This is a genomic window from Thalassospira povalilytica (assembly GCF_002844235.1).
GTDB classification, from domain to species: domain Bacteria; phylum Pseudomonadota; class Alphaproteobacteria; order Rhodospirillales; family Thalassospiraceae; genus Thalassospira; species Thalassospira povalilytica.
In genome coordinates this window covers 249,249-268,895 of sequence record NZ_PGTS01000004.1, presented here as the reverse complement: position 1 = coordinate 268,895, position 19,647 = coordinate 249,249, and the positions used below count along the sequence as shown (strand labels likewise).

The window sequence follows — 19,647 nt, the reverse complement described above, 5'->3', positions numbered from 1 at the left end:
GGCATTGAAATTCAATGACGGTGAATAGATTGATGTCCCAGAAAGTGCGCGAACTTTACGAACAGTTTCCCTATCCGCTGCGCGACCCGCAGGAGGAAAAAGACCGTTTGTTGATGCCGCCGCTTGATACCCTGTCGCGCGTCAATCATTACTGCTTTGGCGGGACAAAGGTGATTGATGCATCTTTCCGCGCCCTTGTTGCCGGGGGCGGAACGGGCGATGCGATGATCTGGCTTGCCGAACAGCTGCGCGACGTTGGTGGATCGGTGACCTATCTTGAACCGTCCGAGGCAAGCACCCGGGTCGCCCGCGCCCGTGCCGAGGCCCGCGGTCTTGAAAATGTCACCTATGTCAACGCGACCATTTCCGAATTCGCCGCCTCAAAACCCGACCGGTTTGACTACATCAATTGCGCCGGGGTTCTCCATCATCTTGAAGACCCGCAGGAAGGGCTTCGTGATCTGGCATCGGTTCTTAAGCCCGATGGTGCGATGGGGGTGATGGTTTATGGCGAACATGGGCGTCTTGCCGTGACCGAATGGCGCAAAATGATCGAACCGCTTCTGAACAACAAGGACCTGTCCGAACAGCTTGCCATGACGCGCAAGCTGCTTGGCAATTTGCCCGAAGACAACATGTTGCTCAAGATGGGGGGCGGTCCGGGCTTTATCAGAGGTTTGCTTGAAAACGATCCTGAAATTGTCGATTTGCTGTTGCATCCCGTTGAATGTGCCTATGACGTGCACGGGGTTTATGACTTTGCCGCATCGGCTGATTTGCATGTTGCGGCCTTTACCGGATTTTTCGGTTTTGGTGGCACGGGAAAGGCGCATTATGCGATTGGCAATCTGGTGCGTGATCCGGCTTTGTTGCGCGAACTGTCGGCGATGCCGCTTCGTGATCAGCAGGCATTTTGTGAACGATATAGCGGTGCGATGCCGCTCCATGCTTTTTACCTGACCCGTTCTGATCGCGCCCAGGCGGCTGAAATGCTGCCCGATGGGGATCTTGCACCCTATTTCTTTGTCAAACCGACCCCGTCCTTCTTTGATGATCTTGTTGCCCTGGCCGGGCAGCCCGTTCTGATCGAAGATGGCAGCGGCAATGCCGTCGACCTGACGGGAGGACCTGATCTGGCGCGGCTTTTGGCGGTCTTTGATGGCAAGAACACGGTCGCCGATCTTGTCCGGATCTTGCGCGATGACATCCTTGATAAACAGCCGATCGATATGAATTCGATTGCCATCAACACGCTTGGCGCTGTGTGGGCACTGTTTCACAAGTTCGACTGGATGCTGGCCAGCAGGCCGGAAGGTTGGCAAAAAGCCGAAAGTGAACGCCAGCTGACGGTCCGCAAGCAATAGGCACGCCGGTACTGATTCCCGATTGCGATATGCTGGCGGTGTGAATCGACCAACCTGCGGTGCAATTGGTCGTCAAAACAGACGCCAAGGTCGTAAAATATCGACCAAAAAAGGTGAAAATCGCCGGCCTGTGTGAAATTAGATCACATTGCAACCGGTTGTGCAGTTTCAGGCCAAACACATGATAACCAAGGGAAACTGCCGGTTGTAGCTGGCGTGATTGCCAAAGCCCGGGCAAATTCGTCTGCGACTATTGCCTAAGAGCAAAAGTGTTTTCCTTCACATAATTCAATATAACTTATTGTAATAAAAAGAATTATTGGCGTTTTGACCCTGCTTCGCAGGCGGGGTTTTACAGCTTGACAGCCCATGGGGTGCTAAGTATGTTGCCCGCGCATTTCCTTGCGACGTTTGCAAGGTTGCCAAAGCGGGGTTCACGACAATGAGCGATGACAAAGATCGCGCTTCATTAGAAGAGCTTGAAAGCAAGCTGGCAGCTGTAGCAGGCAAACGCGAAGAGAAGCACGGCCCGAACCGGGCGACTGGCAAACCATCCCAGGGGATGGCACTTGGCATGAGAATTTCGGCGGAAATGATCGCTGCTGTTCTTGTTGGCTTGTTGATTGGCTGGGCGCTGGATCGGGTGCTTGATACGACGCCTTGGCTGCTTGTTCTGTTTGTCTTTCTCGGGGCAGGTGCCGGAGGCTTGAACGCTTATCGTGTTGCCAAGGGCTATGACAGTGCTGTCGGACTTGGTCGTGCGATGAGGGAGCACAAGCAGGGGGACGGGAAATAATCCCGAAGCCTTATAATATTGAGCGAGGATTACGGTGGCTGGACCGCTAGAGCAGTTTGAAATCAAGCCCTTGGCCGAGCTTTCGCTTGGCGGCATTGATATTTCCTTCACCAACTCCGCACTTTGGATGGTATTCGCAGCCGTTCTCGTAACGTGCTTTATGACGCTGTCCATGCGTCGCGGTGCATTGGTCCCGGGTCGCTGGCAGGGTGCTGCCGAGGTGATGTACGAATTCGTCGCCAATATGCTCAAAGATAACGTCGGAAGCGCGGGTCGCAAGTACTTCCCGTTCATTTTCACGTTGTTCATGTTTGTCATGTTCGGGAACCTGCTTGGCATGATCCCGCACAGCTTTACTTTCACGAGCCACATCGCGGTTAACTTCGCGCTGGCTCTGGTGATCTTCATCGGTGTGACGATCATCGGCTTCATGCGTCATGGCACGCATTACCTTCGGATGTTCTTCCCTGAAGGTGCGCCGATTGCGACCGCGATCATTCTGGTCCCGATTGAAATCATCTCCTATTTCTCTCGTCCGTTCAGCCTGGCTATCCGACTGTTTGCAAACATGACCGTCGGCCACATCATGCTGAAAGTTATCGGTGGGTTCGTCGGCCTGATTGGCATTCTCGGCGTGCTTCCGTTTGCTCTGCTGACGGGGATTACTGTTCTGGAGTTCGGCATTGCTGCGCTTCAGGCTTATGTGTTCACAATTCTCACCTGCATCTATCTCCATGATGCAATCCACATGCACTGATGTGTGTGGTTTGGTGTGATCTCTTCTGATTGCCTTTAAGAAATTCGAAAGGGTGAAGTTATGGAACTCGATGCTGCTAAGATGATCGGTGCTGGCCTGGCTGCTATTGGCATGATTGGTGCCGGTATTGGTGTTGGTAACATCTGGTCGAGCCTGATTGCGACTGTTGGCCGTAACCCGGCTGCAAAAGGCGACGTTGAACTGTATGGCTGGATCGGCTTTGCTGTTACCGAAGCTATTGCACTGTTCGCACTCGTCGTTGCGCTGATCGTTCTGTTCGTCTAATCGGCGCCTTTTGAGCGAATACACGGCCCGGCGAGGGACCCCCTCGCCGGTGTCGTTGAATTCGGGAGTAGGCTATGCCGCAGTTTGATATTGCGACGTTCTCTGCACAGATCTTCTGGCTGTTCGTCATTTTCGCCGTCTTGTATTTCCTGATGTCGAAAATCGCGCTGCCGAAAGTTGGTGAAGTGCTTGAGCGCCGTCAGAAAACCATCGAAGACAACCTTGGCAAGGCACGGGCGTTGAAAGACGAAACCGATGCCGCCATCGCGAAATACGAGGCTGCTTTGGCAGAAGCTCGTGATGCCGCCCAGGCAGACATTCGCGAAGCCTCGGAAAAGGCTGCTGCAGAGCAAGCCAAAAAAACCGAAGCACTGGTCAAGAAGCTGTCTAAAAAGACATCTGATGCCGAAAAGGCAATTGCGGATGCCAAAACGGACGCGCTGACCGGTGTTGCAGAAGCAGCTTCGGAAATCGCCCGCGAAGCAACCGAAAAACTTATCGGTGTCAAGGTTCAGGCCAAAACTGCCGACAAGGCTGTTTCGGCGATTGTAGGAGAGTAAGACAATGGCAACCCAAGAGGTTACTTTCCTTACCGATCCATACACCTGGACTACGCTTTCTTTCGTCCTGGTCGCCGGTTTTGGCGGTTTCAAGGCTGTTAAGGGCATCTCGAGCGCACTTGATAAACGTGCTCAGAAGATCTCTGACGAGCTGGACGAAGCTCAGCGTCTTCGCGAAGAAGCCCAAGAGCTTCTGGCCAATTATCAGGCCAAACAGCGCGAAGCCCTGAAGGAAGCTGACGAGATCCGCGCGCATGCAAAGGCAGAAGCCGACCGTATGCTTGAAAGCGCCCAGGCTGAGCTCAAAGCGGCACTCAAACGCCGTGAACAGCAGGCTCTGGAACGTATCTCCAACCTTGAAAGCCAGGCCATTGCCGAAGTTCGTGCGCATGTCGCCGAAATCGCAGCAAAGGCAACCACCGCCCTTGTTACTGACAAGGTTTCCGGTGCCAAGGCAGACGAGTTGGTGAACAACGCGATTGCGGAAATCAAAGGTCGCCTGAACTAAGAGTTTCCGTTTTCGGAAATTGAAAACCCCGCAAGCATTGCTTGCGGGGTTTTTGTTTGTCCGGATGCCGGCGACTTATCAAATCGCGGCACGATATCGTTGTGGTCGGGCCGGCAGGGGGCGGGGTTCAACGTTCAGGTGACCGGGACCTTAAAAGCGGTCGCGATCATGGGGACCATCAAAATCAAGATCAGGACCGACCGGCACCACCCCGGATGGGTTAACGGACGGGTGGCTTTGGTAATAGTGGTTCTTGATATGGTCGAAATGCACCGTCTGGCGGACACCCGGATGCTGATAAAGCGCCTTGGTGTAATTCCAGAGATTGGGATATTCGTGCAGCATCTTGCGATTGCATTTGAAATGCCCGTGATAGACCGCGTCAAACCGCAACAGGGTCGGGAATAGCCGCCAATCGGCTTCTGTCAGCTTCTCGCCCGCAAGGTAGGGCTGTTGACCCAACCGGTCTTCAAGCCAGTCCAGCGTGTCAAAAAGGGTGGTGACGGCCTCTTCATAGGCCGACTGGCTGGTGGCGAAGCCCGATTTGTAAACCCCGTTATTCACATCGTGATAAACCCGGTCATTGACCGCATCAATTTCACTGCGCAGATCTTCGGGGTAATAATCGCCTTCCTTGGCGCCATGGCCATCAAAGGCGGTATTGAGCATGCGGATGATTTCCGATGACTCATTGCTGACAATACGGCCCGATTTCTTATCCCACAGGACTGGCACGGTGACCTTGCCGGTGTAGTCGGGCTTGGCTGCGGTATAGACCTGATGAAGCAGCGCATGGTTGCCCAGATCATCGATGAAACCGTCTTCTGGTGAAAACTGCCAGCCGTCATCGCCCATATGCCAATGCACGACCGAGACCGAAATCATGTCTTCAAGGCCCTTGATCGCACGAAAGATCAGGGTGCGATGTGCCCACGGGCAGGCATAGGAAACATAGAGATGATAACGCCCGGGCTCGGCCGGAAATTCTGCATCGGGATCGGCCGACAGCCAATTGCGAAATGCTGAATCCTGCCGGTTGAATTTACCGTTGCGGTTCTTGGCAAGCAGGGACTCCGTTTGCCAGACGCCGTCTACCAGTTGTCCCATTTCTCTCTCCGATTTTTTGGTCTGCCGATGACCGGTCGGGTCATATCAGGCAGACCGGAAATTTTGCTGTTTCAGCTATTGTTGCCATTTCCGCGTTGAAGACAATCCGCTGTTGTGAGATTTATTTGTTTCCCAATACGCAACAGTCGGGTTGCGATACGATCAGGAGTATCATCATGTTGATCGGTAATCTGGACGGAATGACCGTTTTCGCCCGTGTCGTCGAAGAAAGCAGTTTTTCCGGTGCGGCGCGCAAGCTTGGCATGTCGAAATCCGCTGTCAGCAAGCATGTTACCAAGCTTGAAGACAGTCTTGGTATCCGGTTGCTCAATCGTACCACCCGTCGTCTTAGCCTGACCGATGCCGGATCAACTTTCTATCAGCATTGTGCACGCGTCGTCGAAGAAATCGAAACGGCCGAACATGCGCTGACTGATTTGCGCGGTACGCCGCGCGGCACCCTTCGCATTTCTGCGCCGCTGACATTTGGCCAGATGTATTTGCCGCAACTGGTGACCGAATTCATGGAAATGTATCCGGGGCTGCATGTGGATATTCATCTGGCCGACCATATGGTCGATCTGGTGGCCGAAGGGTTCGATATGGCGATCCGTATCACCCGGCTTAAGGATTCGAGCATGATCGCGCGCAAGCTTGCCGATTATACCGGGCATGTGGTTGCTGCACCGGCCTATCTTGAACAGTTTGGTGAACCCAAAACGCCCCAGGAACTGGCCGATCACAAGACCCTGGCCTATACCAACGTGGCCAGCCCGAATATCTGGGATTTCGAAGGGCCGGACGGCCCGGTTACGGTGCGGGTCAATCCGGTCATGTCGTGCAACAATGGTGAATTCACCTCGATCGCGGCCATTCGCGGGCTTGGCATTGCGCGCGAACCGGAATTCATTGTCGCCGAAGCACTAAGCGAAGGCCGCCTTGTCCGAATTCTCAAGGATTATGACCCGCTTAACAATGGCGGGATCTATGCCGTTTATCCGGAACGTCGCCATCTGCCCAGCAAGGTCCGTGTCTTTATCGATTTTCTGGTCGAGAAATTCCGCGGCGGCTTGTGCAATTTCCATCAGGCCGCCTGTCACGAATATAAACAGGGCCGCGGCCGTCAACGTCCCGCACCTTAACGGAAGCAGGCCTGTTAACACGGGCAAGCAACGGATCAGAAGGCGTGCAAACTGGCAATCATCTGTGCGTCGGGGGCAGAGCATTGCAATCAGTACGGTCCGTGACCGGGGCCGGAAGGCACAGATTGACTGGTCACATTGCGATAGGTGATCGTGTGATCAGATATGGCGACCGGCGGCCTAGTTGCTTTCAGCCCGCCATCCCAACAGACAAATTCCCCCGATCAGAAGCGCGATCACAGGCAGCGGCAACAGATTGGTGATGCCGCCAATGACGGTTTTGTAGCTGTCGGTTTCAACAAATCCGGCCCAGTTGCTGCCATGCCAGACGCGGTCATCGGGCACCTGGCGGAAATCCGGAAGGCCGTCTTCTATCCGGCCGATAAAGCCGTCATTCGCCGCGACAAGATCGGCCAGAAGTTCCGGTGTTGAATTGGTGTTCTGGGTTTCTGGTGTCAGAACATCGCGGTCAACATGCAAGGCGGTTTGGCGCCGGTCATTGCGGTCACGCACCCCCACCCGGATCAGACCGCGTTCGGCAATTGGAACCGTTGCCTGCCATGACTGATCGGGAAGCTGTTCGAACCGGGCATTGATCTGTTCACCGGTTTCCGGATTGATGACATTGGCCATTTCCGGAGCCGCACCGATTTTACGCCAGTTCAGAATAAGGCTTTCGCCATCCGGGCTGCGCGTTGTGGTGACGGTGTTTTCATCAAGGGCGGGTTCCTTCATCAGCCAGTGGGACAGGCGGCGCAAAAGTTCGGCCACCGGTCCGCCCCCGTCATGCCCGCGCTGCCACAACCACATCTGATCGGTACTTAGCATCGCGACCCGGCCTTCTTCGACCCGTTGCAAGGTCAAAAGCGGCATTTCATCGGCCCCGGTCAAAAGGGTCATGGCATCGGGGTCCGACACCCGGGTTTCGATCTGACGATACCAGCGGCCCCATTTGGGGGGCGTGGTTGGCGATCCGGCAATCGCGGCAGTTACCGGATGCAACCGGCCGGCCGCATTGACGCGCGGGACAAAGGGTTGTTCAACGATCCGTCCGGTCGCCTCGGCAGGCATCAGCTTGTCGAGTGCTGTGCTTGAAAGGCCATCCGGGCCGATATATTCGGGGCCGGCAACAACCAGTGCCGCCCCGCCCCAACGGACATAATCCACCACCTTTTCAAGATAGTGGGGCGGTAAAACACCACGCATCTGATAACGGTCAAAAATGATCAGATCAAATTGCCGCAGACGGACCTCAAACAAATCGCGGATCGGGAACGGGATCAGGGCAAGTTCATTGATCGGGGTGTCATCGCCCTTTTCAGGAGGGCGCAATATGGTGAAATGCACAAGATCAACACCGGGATCAGCCCGCAACAGATTGCGCCATGCACGTTCCCCCGGATGGGGTTCGCCTGAGAGCAACAACACCCGCAACCGGTCACGCACGCCGGTGGTTTCCAGGATCAGGCGATTGTTGCTTTTGTCGGTTTCTTCGGGGGCATCTTCCATGCGCAATTCCGCCAGAACCGAACCGGCATGCGGTACCGGAATGCTGACCCGGCTTTGTTCATTGGCCGGAAGAAGAATTTCGTCTTCGGTGCCGTCTTCCAGAAGCATCCGAACCGGAATTGCCGTTCCCGGCGGAAGGTCATGGTCAATGGCCTCGATCATGAATTCGGCCTGTTTGCCGACAATGCCGTAATCGGCACTTTGGCGAATGACCAGACGCCGGTCGCGTTCATCGCGCGCCCCGCTGATCAGAACATGCAACGGCGCGCCAAGGTCAAGACGGGTCGGGATATCATGGACCTGACCGTCGGTGATCATCATCACCCCGCCAAGACGTTCACGCGGAATCCCGCCCAAAAGCCGGTCGAGCACGGCAAACATCCGGGTGTCGGTTTCACCGCTGATTTCTTCGATGCGCAGTTCGACCGACGGGTCATCTGCGAAGCGGTCCCTGATTTCGGCGATGGCGGCATCGGTTTGTGCCGCCCGGTTTGCGATGCGCTGACTGGCGGTTCTGTCGACCAGAACCAGGATAATGTCGCTAAGCTTTTCGCTTTCGCGGTCGGTAAATTGCGGTGCAAGCAATGCCAGCAAAACCAGAACCATCACAACCGCCCGCCAAACCGTGCCGCGCAACCGCAACAGGGTAAACAGAATGATTGCCGCAAGGCACAGCAATGCAAGACCTTGCAGCAGGGTGACGTCAAGCAACGGTGCAATCTGGAAATTCTGCCATCCCTGTTTCATCGGCCAAGCCTTTCAAGGATGGCGGGCAGGTGGACCTGATCGCCCTTGTAACTGCCCGTCAGCGCATACATCACAAGATTGATGCCAAAACGCACGGCCAGTTCGCGCTGGCGCGGGGCGATGTCTTCGGTGCGGATTTCATCGCGGCCTTCCGGGATCATCCAGGCCGATGCCCAGTCATTGCCGCCAAACAATACGGATGCCACCCCGTCCAGGCGCTGATTGGGCCGCGCATCAAGCCATAACGGGGCCGAAAACCGGCCATAGGCATGATCAAGCAAATAGAAACTGCGAAACAGGATATGGTCGCCCGGCGCCCGATCAAGAAGCGGAACTTCCAACCCGGCCAGCAAGCGCCGCAGACGGGCGGGCTGAACTTCGCGGTCGCGGCTATCGATCAGGATCATACCACCATTATTCAGATAGCGGTTCAACCGTTCGCGCGCGCGTTCGGAAAACGCCGCCTGTCCGTCAACAAGCGGCCAATAGATCAGCGGATAGAAACTGAGCTCGTCGGTTTCCGGATCAACCCCGTCCACCGTGTTAAGGTCCGCGGCACTGCGCCGGCGCAAATATTCCGTAAGGCCGGTCATCCCGGCATGGCTAAGCCGATCGACCGGCGCAACTCCGGTCTTGAGATAGGCAAGCCGCGGTTGCAGGGCGGCTTCCTGAACCGATGCCGCATGACCGGTCCCGTTTGTTGCCAGAAGCATGGCGGTTGCAACACCGGAAATCCCGACGACCAGCAAGATGGTGGTAAATGCATTGCGTTTGCTGTTCCGGCGCAAGCTTAGATGATGAAGGGCAAGCAGGATCAACGCATCAACCAGCAACAGCAAAAGTGCCCCCAACAGGCACAATGCCGCAAGGTCGACCTGATCCTGACTTGTGATCTTGCGCGTGGTGACCCCGGATGGCCAAACCACGGTATCGGCGATATTGGTCAATGACGGACCAAGGTTAAGCGCAACGGCCTGTCCGTTTTCCCCATAGATGCCCGGTGGATGACGGGGATTTGGCACTGGCAGTGGCGAACGCACCGGCAAAACCAGCGCATCAGGCTGATGGGTTTGCCCGAACCCGTCCAGAACCGATTGGGGCGGAAGGCTTGTGCTCAGTTCCGCATCGTTCCGGTTGCTTGGACTGGCAAGTGGCAGGATCTTTTGCCAAAGTTCAACAAACAGCCCCGACATCGGAAGGTTCGACCAGTCCGCCCATGGCGTTACATGAAACAGAACCACCCGGCCCGAATTGCGTGCCGCACTGGTGATCAACGGGGTTCCATCTGTCAGGCGGGCCCATGTTTTGCCAAGGATATCGGGGTCCGGTTCGGCAAGAAGCTGACGGTTGACCGTGATGTCGCTTGGAATGGTGATGCCGTAAAACGGGCTGTTATCGGGGAAATCAAGCAGCCGTTTGGGTTTTTCCCACGACATCGACCCGCCAAAATCACGGTTGCCCAGCCGCAAGGTCACCGGAAGGAATTCATTGCCGATTTCAGTGGAACTGTCACCGGCAAAGCGCACCAGCATCCCCCCGTCATTGACCCAGCGTTCAAGGGTTTCAAACTGGCTGCCAAGACCCGAAATCGGCCCGGTTGCCACCAGAATGTCGACCTTCTGTTCAAGCAACTGGCCAAGCGGGGCATATGTAACATCGGCATAGGGCGACAAGGCTCGATCAAGGAAGAAATACTGATCGGACAATACGCCGGGACTGTCGCCCGAACTGACAATCACACCAACCCGCCGTTGTTGCCATCGTGCCCCGGTCTGATACATGGTCGCGGCACTTTCAATGCCTTCGATGCCGACCGCCTGAATGGCGTTGGCGATGTCGCTTGGCAAAAAGATCGCAATGTCGCTTTGATCGCTATTCGCGGCAAGTTCCGCACTGTGGCGCAAAAGAACCGTTCCCCGATCCCCGCGCGCCAGAAGATTGACCACACGCGGGGTATCGCTGCGATCATGGGCGATGGTTGCAACCATTCCGGTGCGTGACCGGGTCAGGGCCCGAATGGCGATCCGGTCAGTGCGCGGCGGTGAAATGACGGTGATTGGCGCAACATCAAGAAGTTCCCTGGCAATGTCGGCTTTGCCCGGGCTGTTCATATTATCAGTCAGCCACAAAATACTGCCGATGGCATTGGTCATTTCAGGATTTTCGGAAATCAGGTCCGACAGGGCGGCATAATCGGAATTCCAAGGGCGCGGATGCAGCCGGTCAATCAGGTTTTCCGTTCCCTGCGACGATATCGGACCGACAATTTCTGGCAATTTCCAGGTGGATGCCCCGGCGGCCTCGGGGGCGGTTTGCGCCAGATAGACGGTCTGCAAATCAAACCGGGCCTGATTGGCAATCTGTTGCAGGGCGGTGCGGTATTGCGTCCAGTTCGCGGCACTTTCCCAGCCGTTATCGGCAATGATCAGAATGGCCCCGTCATTGGCGGCAAAGTCATTGCGGTTCATGACCGGGCGGGCGGCTGCAACAATCAGCAAGGTCAGAATGATACAGCGTAAAATGGTTTGCCAGATAGGTGCGCGCTGAATGTCGCGGCGCTGGCTTTTAAGGCCGCGCAACAGACGTGCGGCCGGGAAGATCACATTTTTGGGTGCGCGCGGGGCCGACCGGATCAAAAGCCAGACAATCGGCAAAACCATAAGGCCCGCCAGCATCGCCGGATGCAGGAATGTGATGGCCGCAAGGCTCATGACGTCTCCTGCTGGTTATGGCGATGCAGGGTCGGGCGTCCCCGGCCGTTTGACCCGCTTTGATTTTGCCGTTCGCTAAGATGTTGATACAGCGCAAGCAATGTCGGGCTGGCACTTTCCGATGTGACATGCCGGTCATAAAGCCAGTCATTGTGGCGTGCCGCATCGCGCACCGACGCCCGCCATTTTTGCGCCCGTTGTCTGAATCCATCGGCGATGTCTTCGAAACGTTCGCTGCGATAGATCATCTGATCGTCGGTATCAAACAGATTGATCCGCCCGCGAAATGGCGGGGATATTTCGGCCGGATCAAGAATTTGGACCAAGGCACCGTCATTCTGGTATTGGCCCAGACGGCGGATCACATTGCCGGTTTTTTCCCCTTGATCGGAAAATTCCAGAAAATCACCAAGCAACAGGATCGAATGTTTGCGCCCGGCATGAATGCTTCCGCCCTGTTCGGCAATACTGTGCGGGGTTGCCAGCATCGCATGGGCAAGTTTTTCAAGATGTTCGGCCGATGTGATGCGGGTGCGTTCACCATCAAATGTGCCAACGGTTTCGCCATTGCGAATCAGAAGATCTGCCAGGGCGATCGAAATGATCAGGGTACGTTCGGCTTTGCTGGGGATCTTGTCACTTGATGACCAGTACATGGATGGCGATAAAACCGGCCAGATCCAGTAATTGTGGCTGGCCTGCCATTCGGTCTGGCGGATAAAGGTATGATCGCTGCGTGCGGATCGCCGCCAGTCGATCTGGTTGGTCGGATCACCGGGGACATAGGGCCGGAATTGCCAGAAATCACTGCCCGGCCCGACTTTTCGATTGCCGTGCAGGCCGCTGCGCAAACTGATGGCCGTGCGACGCGACTCATCAATCAGCTGGGGCAGCCGAGCGGCAAGTGCACGTGCGGCTGCAACATGATCATGCACGGCAGTGACGGCCAATTATGGTTTCTCCTGCAAGTGGGCAAGCGCATCGGTAATCAGGCCCTTGGCGGTGAAGCCTTCGGCACGGGCCCCATAGGTCAGGCCAAATCGATGACGCAGGACCGGGACGGCCAGTTCTTCGATATCTTCGAGTGACGGTGCAAACCGGCCAAACAGCATCGCACGTGCCCGACATGCCAGCGAAAGCGCCTGTGCCGCACGGGTGCCCGGACCCCAGGCGACATTGTCGCGAATATCGGCAATTGATGTGCTTTCGGGGCGGCATTCGCGACACAGCGCGATGATGGTATCAAGTACCCGGTCGGGCATCGGCAGGCGGCGGACAAAGTCCTGTGCCTCGACCAGATCGTCGGCCTGAAGAACCTGCCGCGGGCGGGTGGGATAGCGTCCGGTGGTCTCGGTCACGATTTTGCGTTCTTCATCCGCATTCGGATATCCCAGCCGCACTTCAAGCAGGAAGCGGTCAAGTTGTGCTTCGGGCAGCGGATATGTGCCTTCCTGTTCAAGCGGGTTCTGGGTTGCGACTACGTGGAACGGTTCGGGAAGCTTGTGACTGTATCCGGCAACCGATACTTCGCGCTCCTGCATCGCCTGCAACAGGGCGGACTGGGTGCGCGGGCTGGCACGGTTGATTTCATCGGCCAGAAGCAACTGGCAAAATACCGGTCCCTTGATAAAGCGGAAGGCACGTTTGCCGTCTGCCCCTTCTTCAAGGACTTCGGAACCCAGAATATCGGCCGGCATCAAATCCGGGGTGAACTGAACACGTTTGTCGAGAAGCCCCAGAACTTTGCCCAATGTGTGGGCCAGCAATGATTTGCCAAGCCCCGGCGCACCGACCATCAGGACATGGCCACCTGATAAAATGCCGATAAGTGTTTGCTCTACGGCGTCATTCTGCCCAAATATAATGGATGAAACCATTTTGCGGGCTTCGGCCAGCCGCGCGACGCATTCGTCCAGGCGAGCGGCGTCGCGTTCCAGACTGCTATCTTGGGAAAAACCCATTTCTTCGGGGAAACGTGGCGCGTTTGTCATGATGCGAAACTTTGCTTCCTTTGTTGCAGCGTGGATGTCAGCAGATCGAAGAACGCAGATGGGATCACATAAACCTTACGGGAACACGTCTGGCTCGGGATCAACTGTACAGCATGACTGATAACCAACAAACCATCGATCTCGCCGAAAAATTGTGGTCGCGCCTGCGCGGGGGTAAACCCGGTAACGGCCGACATCCGCAAATCTGCGGCGATATTCCTATGTCTATAGGTCGGGATGGAACCTGGTTCTATCAAGGTGGTCCGATTGGTCGAATTGAACTGGTGAAACTTTTTTCATCTGTGTTGCAACGTGACGATGAAGGCGGCCATTGGCTGGTCACCCCGGCCGAAATGGCCCGGATCGATGTCGAAGATGTCGCCTTTATCGTGGTCGAGTTGCAAAATGACGGCAACGGCACCGATCAGGTCATCCGTTTTCGCACCAATATCGACCAATGGGTCGATCTGGATGCGGATCATCCGTTACGCGTTGAACATGACCCTGAAACCGGGGAACCGTCGCCCTATATCGGACTGGAACGCGGACTTGAAGCGCGCCTGAACCGCGCGGTATTTTATCAACTGGTTGAACTGGCTGATGAAATTAAAGATCCCGACAGTAATATGGTACGTATCGGTGTTTACAGTCATGGTCAGTTCTTCGAAATTGGCCGGATGGAGACGGTTGAATGAACCCGGATGATATCATAGCTGCCCTCAGGGCCCCACAGACCGACATTCTGCAACGGCGCGGTGATCATGCCGTGGATTATCCCGGCTCGAAATCGCGTGCGCGTGCCTTTGCCGAAGGCGAACTGGTGTCGCGCCCGGCTGCTGTTTTGGTGCCGCTGGTCAAACGCGATGCCGGTTTGCAAGTAATCCTGACCAGACGCACCGACCATCTTAGTGATCATGCAGGCCAGATCAGTTTTCCCGGCGGTCGTCAGGAACAGGAAGACGCAACTCTTGAAGAAACGGCCCTTCGCGAAACCGAAGAAGAAATTGGTCTGGCACGCCGCCATATCGATCTGATCGGTCGTATTGACGACTATTATACGGTGACCGGCTATCAGGTGACCCCGGTGATCGGACTGGTGACGCCGCCTTTTGATCTGACACCGGATGATCACGAAGTGGCCGAAGTGTTCGAAGTACCCCTTGAATTCATCCTCAATCCCAGAAATCAGAAATTGCAGACCGTCACGTTTGAAGGCACGCGCCGACGGTATTTTGCAATCCCGTATCGGGAATATTACATCTGGGGGGCGACCGCCGGGATGCTGGTGAATTTCAGTGAAGTGATCCGTGCCAACGCACCAAGCGTGCAATTATAAGCCAAGCGACCAACGCCAAGTGTTCGGGACGAAATAACATGTTGCGACAAATCATCCAGATCGGCCTGCCATTGATCCTGCCCTTTGTGATTTACGGGCTGTGGCTGAAATGGGCGCGCGCAAAGGCCATCCGTGAAGGCCACGATATCATTCCGCCCTGGAACAAGGGCCCGTGGCTTTTGCTGTTCGGGGCGGGGGTCGCCTTGACGGCGGCGATTTTGATTTTCACCGCATTGGGGACTGGTGCGCCACCCGATTCCATTTATCATGCCCCGGTATTACGCGACGGTGTTGTCGAACCCGGCTATTTCGAGCCGAAAAAATAACACCTGTCTGACGGACAACCGTCTGCTCCTGTTTCAGATTACACTCCGTAAACGGTGAAAGCCCAAACGTGCGATGACGGCACTTGAACCAACCGGAAGATTGCAGCCATACGGGATCATGGTTGCCGATGATACTGCCCGCGTTTTTGACGCCATCGCCCAGCATGGCGGTCAGGCGCGCTATGTCGGCGGAATTGTCCGTGATGCGTTGCTCAAACGTGATTTGCATGACGTTGATATTGCCTGTGACCTCAAACCCGAAGAAACCGTGATCGCCCTTGAAAAGGTTGGCATCCGGGTTGTTCCGACCGGGCTCAAACATGGGACAATCACCGCGATCACCGATGCCGGTTCCTATGAAATCACCACTTTGCGGGTCGATGTCGAAACCAATGGCCGCCACGCCGAGGTCGCCTTTACCGACAGCTGGTTTGCCGATGCCAAGCGGCGCGATTTCACCTTTAACGCCATCTACTGTGACCCGGACGGCACGGTTTATGACCCGTTTGACGGGGAAACCGATCTGCGCGAAGGGCGGGTACGCTTTATCGGCGTTGCCGAGAACCGCATCGCCGAGGATTATCTGCGTATTTTGCGCTTTTTCCGGTTCCAGGCATGGTTCGGGCGGCCCCCGATCGATCCGGTCGGGGCAGAAGCCTGTCGCAAGGGCGCGCAGGGGCTGCTTGATATTTCGGCGGAACGCATCCGCGAAGAATTGTTCAAACTTTTGCGAGCCAAAAGCCCGGCCGGAACGGTCGGCGACATGATCGGTTTTGGCATCTTGCCGACGATCTTGCCGCAACTTGCCCGCACCGACTGTTTGCGGATCATGCAATGGCTTGATAGTACGGCACTTGCTGTACCGGCCATTCGTCCTGATCCGTTGCGCCGCTTGGCGTCCCTGTTTGTCACGGGTGACAATGGTGCGGATGACAATCTTGAAGCCGCCGAACAGCTTGCCCGCGCATTGCGTCTGTCCAATGAACAAACGGAACGGTTTGCCGCGATGGTTTCCCATGCGCCGCTGATTGATCCGAACATGTCGGTTGATGACATTCGCCGCGATCTTTATCGCATCGGGGCGGATGCATTTCGGGATGCGGTGTTGCTGGCTTGGAGTACGCGCGCATCTGTGCCGCCACGTTGTTCGCGTCAGGAAAACGAAGAATGGAAAAGCCTGATTGATGCGGCAACAAATTGGCAGCCGGTCAAATTGCCGATACAAGGGCGCGACATTCTTGCCGCCGGGCTCGCCCCGGCGGGACCACGGATCGGCGAACTTTTGAAACAGGCCGAAAATTACTGGCTTGATCATGGTTTTGCACCCGGCCCGGACGACTTGATGGCATATCTTGCCAGTCTTTCGAAAGCTGGCGAACAGGAGACGCAATGAGCACAGGCGCAATCGGACATCGCATTTGCTGTTTTGGAGACAGTCTGGTCAATGGTGTGCGCGACGGGGAAAAGGGCGGCTGGCCGATGCGTCTTGGCCGTCGGTTGCTTGACGAAGCCAAACGCGAAGTCACGATCTATAATCTTGGCATTCGTGCGGAAACCACCGATGGTCTGAAGGCGCGCTGGAAGTTCGAGGCCGAGCTTCGCATGGTGCCCGAATTCCCGACAGTTCTGATGTTCAGTTTTGGCGTCAATGATGCCAACCATGCCGAAGATCGCGGCGAAGAAACCACGATGCGGGTTTCACCGGCGAAATCTGCGGGGAATGCTGCCGAAATCATCGGTGCTGCAGCCGAGCTTGCCCCGACTTTGTGGATCGGTCCGCAGGCCGTGATCAATGGCAGCAGATCAAGCCAGGAAATCAATGAACGGCTTGAAGGTCTGAACCAGATTTATCTGGAAACCGCACGCGGGTTTGATGTGCCCTATCTTGATCTGTTCCAACGAACACTTGAAGACGAAACCTGGCAGCGTGCCCTGCGTCGCGGGGATGGCTATCACCCGGACAAGGCCGGTTATGACCGTCTTGCTGAAATGATCTGGGATTGGGATGGCTTGAAACGGGCCGTCGGACTGATCGAATAGGGCCCGATGGGTCAAGCCCGGTCAGGCAAGAATATTGATATATTGACCACGTCCGGCCGCGTTGTTGGCACTGGCGGAATTTGCCGAACCGCTTTTGCCGTAACCCGACGGATCGAACTGGTCGATATAGTTTTCAAGGACGGTGTCCTGTGCGCCTTCCTTGACGAACCGTTGCTGCTCGTTGCGGTCGCGTTCATAGGCCTGAACGGCACGGTCAATTTCCTGATCCGATGTCAAAGCCGCACGGCTTGTGCGTTCAACAGCCTGATTCTGTTGCTGAAGTTCCTGTTCGGACTGCTGGCGTTGTGCAATCGGACTGGTCGGACGGACCGGAATTGCCGTTTGCAGATCAGAGGATGAGGAAACGCTGACCATTGATGCGGAATGCTCGTTCAGTATCGTTGATGTTGTCTTCTTTGATCGGAATATTACCCATCAATCCGATAAATTGAAGCGTTAATTTGTAGTTGGATTGTAATGCCAACCGGGAACGTGGCTGGTTGGGGATTGCGGCTTATTTCCCGCTGACCGGAATGGGGGCGCAGGGGGCGTCATAAATGCCGCTGGCAAAGCGGTTTTCGCTGTTTTTTGCAATCGCCTTAAGCTTGGCGGCCTCGACCGAAATGTGATCAAGGGTAATGTCGGTGCGTTCCGGGGGAATGCGCACAAGGGCGGCACTGACACTCATAAGATCGAACCGGGTGACATTATTGTCGCGCCCCTTGCCGATCAGATATCCGCGATCCCGGGTTTCCTGGTCATAGAAACTTTTGATCTGGGCATCGAACATGGCCTGGGCGCGCTGGACGGCTTCGACCGCGACTTCGAAATCGATCGACTGGACATAGGCAAAGAAATCATCGCCGCCAATATGGCCGACAAACCAGTCATTCTGACTAAGCACCTTGCCCAGGATATCCTTGAACAAAAGGATCGCGCGGTCCCCTTGGCGGAATCCATAGCGGTCATTGAACGGTTTGAAATTGTCAAAATCGAAATAGACGGCAAATCGCCGTTTGCGCGGCTGTGACAGGGCATGGGCGGCATAGCGGTAAATCGCGCTGTTGCCGGGCAAACGGGTAAGCGGGTTTTCATCGCGCGCATTCAGGGTGTTGCGTTCATTGACCGCGCGCAACAGCGCACTTTGATCCAGCACACCGAGATAGCGGCCATTTTCCGTCAGGATCACACCATCAAGCGCATTGGTCGCAACAAAGGTTTCCAGAAGTTCTGACAGGCTGGTGCGAATGTCGGCAACCGGACAGCGGCGCAGAAACCGTTTGATATTGGCGCGATTGGCCGGGTTTTGCAGCAACTCGCGCCCGAACGGCGTATAGATGAAAGCCTTGAATTCGGAATCGCGCACAACCCCCATCGGTTCGCCATCCTGATTGACCACCGGAACCAGGGTGATGTCGGGGTTCTGCTGAAAATAGGTCAGGATATCGACCGGGTTGATGTCACTGGGGATGGCTGGCGTATCAAGAAGATAAGATCGCACAACATCATCGTCGCGATCAGACTGGCGGCGGGTATCGGCCGCGATGTCGGCTGCGACCTGAACCAGATCGGTGCGTTCGGGAAGATCGGTCGACGGACGGGCGATAAAGAAGCCCTGCACCAGATCACAGCCAAGCCGCCGGCAGCACAGGAATTCTTCGCGGGTTTCAACGCCTTCGGCAACGACCTGGGCTGCGATCATGTGGGCAAAGGCCGTGATCTGGGTAACAAACAGTTCCTTGCGCCGGTCGCGATCAATGCCGTCAATAAAGAACCGGTCGATCTTGATGATGTCCGGTTCGCATTCATAGAGCGCGCGCAATTGGGCAAAGCCGCTGCCGTAATCGTCAATGGCGATCTTGAAGCCCTGACTGCGATAGCGCACCAGAATATCCTTGAGATAGGCGGCATTGCTGATTTCGTGGCGTTCGGAAATCTCAAGAAAGATCGTATCGCGTTCAAGACCGGCATCGGCCAGAAGTGCAGCCGTCTGGCCGGGCTGGTAATCTTCGGTTTTTACGACGCGATTGTCGAAATTGTAAAACAGCTTCAGACGTTTTGCGTCAGGCATGCGCGCGAATTTCTGAATGGCCTTGGCCCGCAGCAACATGTCGACACTGTGCAGGTTTCCGGTATCCCACGCGGTATCAAACAGGGCCTGAATGGATGGAAAGCCGGCATCCTCCCAGCGGCGCAACAATGCCTCATATCCGAAAACATGACCCGTATGCGGGCTGACAATGGGCTGGAACGCAAAGTCGACTTTTTCAACGACCTGCTGCCAGTTGCGCAGCATGACCGGTTTGGTCTTGGGTCGATCCGATATCAATTCATCTTCTGCATCAAACGCCAATGCAGTTCCCCGATCTTCAAAAATGGCCTGAATTCCCGGATTGAAGGAGTCACATTAATATTTGATCATGCTCGTAGCTCAGGTTCGACAACAACTTGATGACAGTTAGATTACG

19 protein-coding genes are annotated in these 19,647 nt (G+C 55.7%); 12 read left to right on the top strand and 7 right to left on the bottom strand.

Going from position 1 to position 19,647, the window contains the following annotated elements; genetic code table 11:
- Window positions 1-32: 32 nt before the first annotated feature.
- The 6 genes from CU041_RS12655 (at window position 33) to CU041_RS12630 (ending at window position 4,270) form a co-directional block, all read left to right on the top strand.
- The gene (locus CU041_RS12655) at window positions 33-1,364 is read left to right on the top strand and encodes a class I SAM-dependent methyltransferase (RefSeq protein ID WP_170310221.1); all 1,332 of its coding nucleotides are present in this window, start codon (window positions 33-35) and stop codon (window positions 1,362-1,364) included.
- Window positions 1,365-1,806: 442 nt separating this feature from the next.
- The gene (locus tag CU041_RS20930; RefSeq protein ID WP_068519788.1) at window positions 1,807-2,160 is read left to right on the top strand and encodes an AtpZ/AtpI family protein; all 354 of its coding nucleotides are present in this window, start codon (window positions 1,807-1,809) and stop codon (window positions 2,158-2,160) included.
- A 34-nt stretch (window positions 2,161-2,194) separates the two neighbouring features.
- Window positions 2,195-2,917 carry a F0F1 ATP synthase subunit A gene (locus CU041_RS12645; protein WP_068519787.1) on the top strand — a complete coding sequence of 241 codons (723 nt, stop codon included), beginning with the start codon at window positions 2,195-2,197 and terminating at the stop codon, window positions 2,915-2,917.
- 60 nt (window positions 2,918-2,977) lie between these two features.
- On the top strand, window positions 2,978-3,202 hold the full coding sequence (locus CU041_RS12640; protein ID WP_033068123.1) for an ATP synthase subunit C family protein: 225 nt from the start codon (window positions 2,978-2,980) through the stop codon (window positions 3,200-3,202).
- Window positions 3,203-3,276: 74 nt separating this feature from the next.
- Complete coding sequence (locus CU041_RS12635; protein ID WP_101247207.1) at window positions 3,277-3,762, top strand: F0F1 ATP synthase subunit B family protein; 486 nt, start codon at window positions 3,277-3,279, stop codon at window positions 3,760-3,762.
- Window positions 3,763-3,766: 4 nt separating this feature from the next.
- A complete protein-coding gene (locus CU041_RS12630) occupies window positions 3,767-4,270 on the top strand; it encodes a F0F1 ATP synthase subunit B family protein (RefSeq protein WP_068519785.1) in 504 nt (167 codons plus the stop codon).
- Between the two features lie 150 nt (window positions 4,271-4,420).
- Here CU041_RS12630 and CU041_RS12625 read toward each other — a convergent pair whose 3' ends face one another.
- Window positions 4,421-5,377: a glutathione S-transferase family protein gene (locus tag CU041_RS12625; RefSeq protein WP_101247206.1), complete on the bottom strand. Its 957-nt coding sequence runs from the start codon at window positions 5,375-5,377 to the stop codon at window positions 4,421-4,423.
- 176 nt (window positions 5,378-5,553) lie between these two features.
- On the opposite strand from CU041_RS12625, the gene CU041_RS12620 reads away from it, so the two are divergent.
- A complete protein-coding gene (locus CU041_RS12620) occupies window positions 5,554-6,519 on the top strand; it encodes a LysR family transcriptional regulator (protein WP_068519783.1) in 966 nt (321 codons plus the stop codon).
- A gap of 180 nt (window positions 6,520-6,699) precedes the next feature.
- On the opposite strand, the gene CU041_RS12615 is transcribed toward CU041_RS12620, so the two are convergent.
- The 4 genes from CU041_RS12615 to CU041_RS12600 are packed head-to-tail and all read right to left on the bottom strand — an operon-like array spanning window position 6,700 to window position 13,477.
- Window positions 6,700-8,775 (bottom strand): hypothetical protein, encoded by a 2,076-nt coding sequence (locus CU041_RS12615; protein ID WP_101247205.1) that lies wholly within the window; start codon window positions 8,773-8,775, stop codon window positions 6,700-6,702.
- Complete coding sequence (locus CU041_RS12610) at window positions 8,772-11,486, bottom strand: DUF4159 domain-containing protein (RefSeq protein WP_101247204.1); 2,715 nt, start codon at window positions 11,484-11,486, stop codon at window positions 8,772-8,774. Before CU041_RS12610 ends, CU041_RS12615 begins: the two co-directional genes overlap by 4 nt.
- The gene (locus CU041_RS12605) at window positions 11,483-12,436 is read right to left on the bottom strand and encodes a DUF58 domain-containing protein (RefSeq protein WP_101247203.1); all 954 of its coding nucleotides are present in this window, start codon (window positions 12,434-12,436) and stop codon (window positions 11,483-11,485) included. The genes CU041_RS12610 and CU041_RS12605 overlap by 4 nt, the downstream gene beginning before the upstream one ends.
- Window positions 12,437-13,477: an AAA family ATPase gene (locus CU041_RS12600; RefSeq protein WP_068519779.1), complete on the bottom strand. Its 1,041-nt coding sequence runs from the start codon at window positions 13,475-13,477 to the stop codon at window positions 12,437-12,439. It abuts the gene before it with no gap.
- Window positions 13,478-13,488: 11 nt separating this feature from the next.
- On the opposite strand from CU041_RS12600, the gene CU041_RS12595 reads away from it, so the two are divergent.
- From CU041_RS12595 to CU041_RS12575, 5 genes are all read left to right on the top strand, one after another.
- Window positions 13,489-14,172 carry a DUF1285 domain-containing protein gene (locus tag CU041_RS12595; RefSeq protein WP_233433098.1) on the top strand — a complete coding sequence of 228 codons (684 nt, stop codon included), beginning with the start codon at window positions 13,489-13,491 and terminating at the stop codon, window positions 14,170-14,172.
- The gene (locus CU041_RS12590) at window positions 14,169-14,813 is read left to right on the top strand and encodes a CoA pyrophosphatase (protein WP_068519777.1); all 645 of its coding nucleotides are present in this window, start codon (window positions 14,169-14,171) and stop codon (window positions 14,811-14,813) included. The genes CU041_RS12595 and CU041_RS12590 overlap by 4 nt, the downstream gene beginning before the upstream one ends.
- A 38-nt stretch (window positions 14,814-14,851) precedes the next feature.
- Window positions 14,852-15,139 (top strand): hypothetical protein, encoded by a 288-nt coding sequence (locus CU041_RS12585; protein ID WP_068519776.1) that lies wholly within the window; start codon window positions 14,852-14,854, stop codon window positions 15,137-15,139.
- Between the two features lie 73 nt (window positions 15,140-15,212).
- Window positions 15,213-16,532, top strand: a complete 1,320-nt coding sequence (locus CU041_RS12580; RefSeq protein ID WP_101247201.1) for a CCA tRNA nucleotidyltransferase — start codon at window positions 15,213-15,215, stop codon at window positions 16,530-16,532.
- Window positions 16,529-17,179 (top strand): GDSL-type esterase/lipase family protein, encoded by a 651-nt coding sequence (locus tag CU041_RS12575; RefSeq protein WP_101247200.1) that lies wholly within the window; start codon window positions 16,529-16,531, stop codon window positions 17,177-17,179. The genes CU041_RS12580 and CU041_RS12575 overlap by 4 nt, the downstream gene beginning before the upstream one ends.
- Before the next feature lie 21 nt (window positions 17,180-17,200).
- On the opposite strand, the gene CU041_RS12570 is transcribed toward CU041_RS12575, so the two are convergent.
- Together CU041_RS12570 and CU041_RS12565 are read right to left on the bottom strand one after the other, a co-directional pair.
- Window positions 17,201-17,554: a hypothetical protein gene (locus CU041_RS12570; RefSeq protein ID WP_101247199.1), complete on the bottom strand. Its 354-nt coding sequence runs from the start codon at window positions 17,552-17,554 to the stop codon at window positions 17,201-17,203.
- A 139-nt stretch (window positions 17,555-17,693) separates the two neighbouring features.
- Complete coding sequence (locus CU041_RS12565) at window positions 17,694-19,532, bottom strand: GGDEF domain-containing protein (protein WP_101247198.1); 1,839 nt, start codon at window positions 19,530-19,532, stop codon at window positions 17,694-17,696.
- Window positions 19,533-19,647 lie beyond the last annotated feature (115 nt).

Coding starts and splice junctions, on each gene's coding strand:
- CU041_RS12655 (WP_170310221.1), top strand. CDS start 33: ATGTCCCAGAAAGTGCGCGAACTTTACGAACAGTTTCCCTATCCGCTG.
- CU041_RS20930 (WP_068519788.1), top strand. CDS start 1,807: ATGAGCGATGACAAAGATCGCGCTTCATTAGAAGAGCTTGAAAGCAAG.
- CU041_RS12640 (WP_033068123.1), top strand. CDS start 2,978: ATGGAACTCGATGCTGCTAAGATGATCGGTGCTGGCCTGGCTGCTATT.
- CU041_RS12635 (WP_101247207.1), top strand. CDS start 3,277: ATGCCGCAGTTTGATATTGCGACGTTCTCTGCACAGATCTTCTGGCTG.
- CU041_RS12630 (WP_068519785.1), top strand. CDS start 3,767: ATGGCAACCCAAGAGGTTACTTTCCTTACCGATCCATACACCTGGACT.
- CU041_RS12625 (WP_101247206.1), bottom strand. CDS start 5,377: ATGGGACAACTGGTAGACGGCGTCTGGCAAACGGAGTCCCTGCTTGCC.
- CU041_RS12620 (WP_068519783.1), top strand. CDS start 5,554: ATGTTGATCGGTAATCTGGACGGAATGACCGTTTTCGCCCGTGTCGTC.
- CU041_RS12615 (WP_101247205.1), bottom strand. CDS start 8,775: ATGAAACAGGGATGGCAGAATTTCCAGATTGCACCGTTGCTTGACGTC.
- CU041_RS12610 (WP_101247204.1), bottom strand. CDS start 11,486: ATGAGCCTTGCGGCCATCACATTCCTGCATCCGGCGATGCTGGCGGGC.
- CU041_RS12600 (WP_068519779.1), bottom strand. CDS start 13,477: ATGACAAACGCGCCACGTTTCCCCGAAGAAATGGGTTTTTCCCAAGAT.
- CU041_RS12590 (WP_068519777.1), top strand. CDS start 14,169: ATGAACCCGGATGATATCATAGCTGCCCTCAGGGCCCCACAGACCGAC.
- CU041_RS12585 (WP_068519776.1), top strand. CDS start 14,852: ATGTTGCGACAAATCATCCAGATCGGCCTGCCATTGATCCTGCCCTTT.
- CU041_RS12580 (WP_101247201.1), top strand. CDS start 15,213: ATGACGGCACTTGAACCAACCGGAAGATTGCAGCCATACGGGATCATG.
- CU041_RS12575 (WP_101247200.1), top strand. CDS start 16,529: ATGAGCACAGGCGCAATCGGACATCGCATTTGCTGTTTTGGAGACAGT.
- CU041_RS12570 (WP_101247199.1), bottom strand. CDS start 17,554: ATGGTCAGCGTTTCCTCATCCTCTGATCTGCAAACGGCAATTCCGGTC.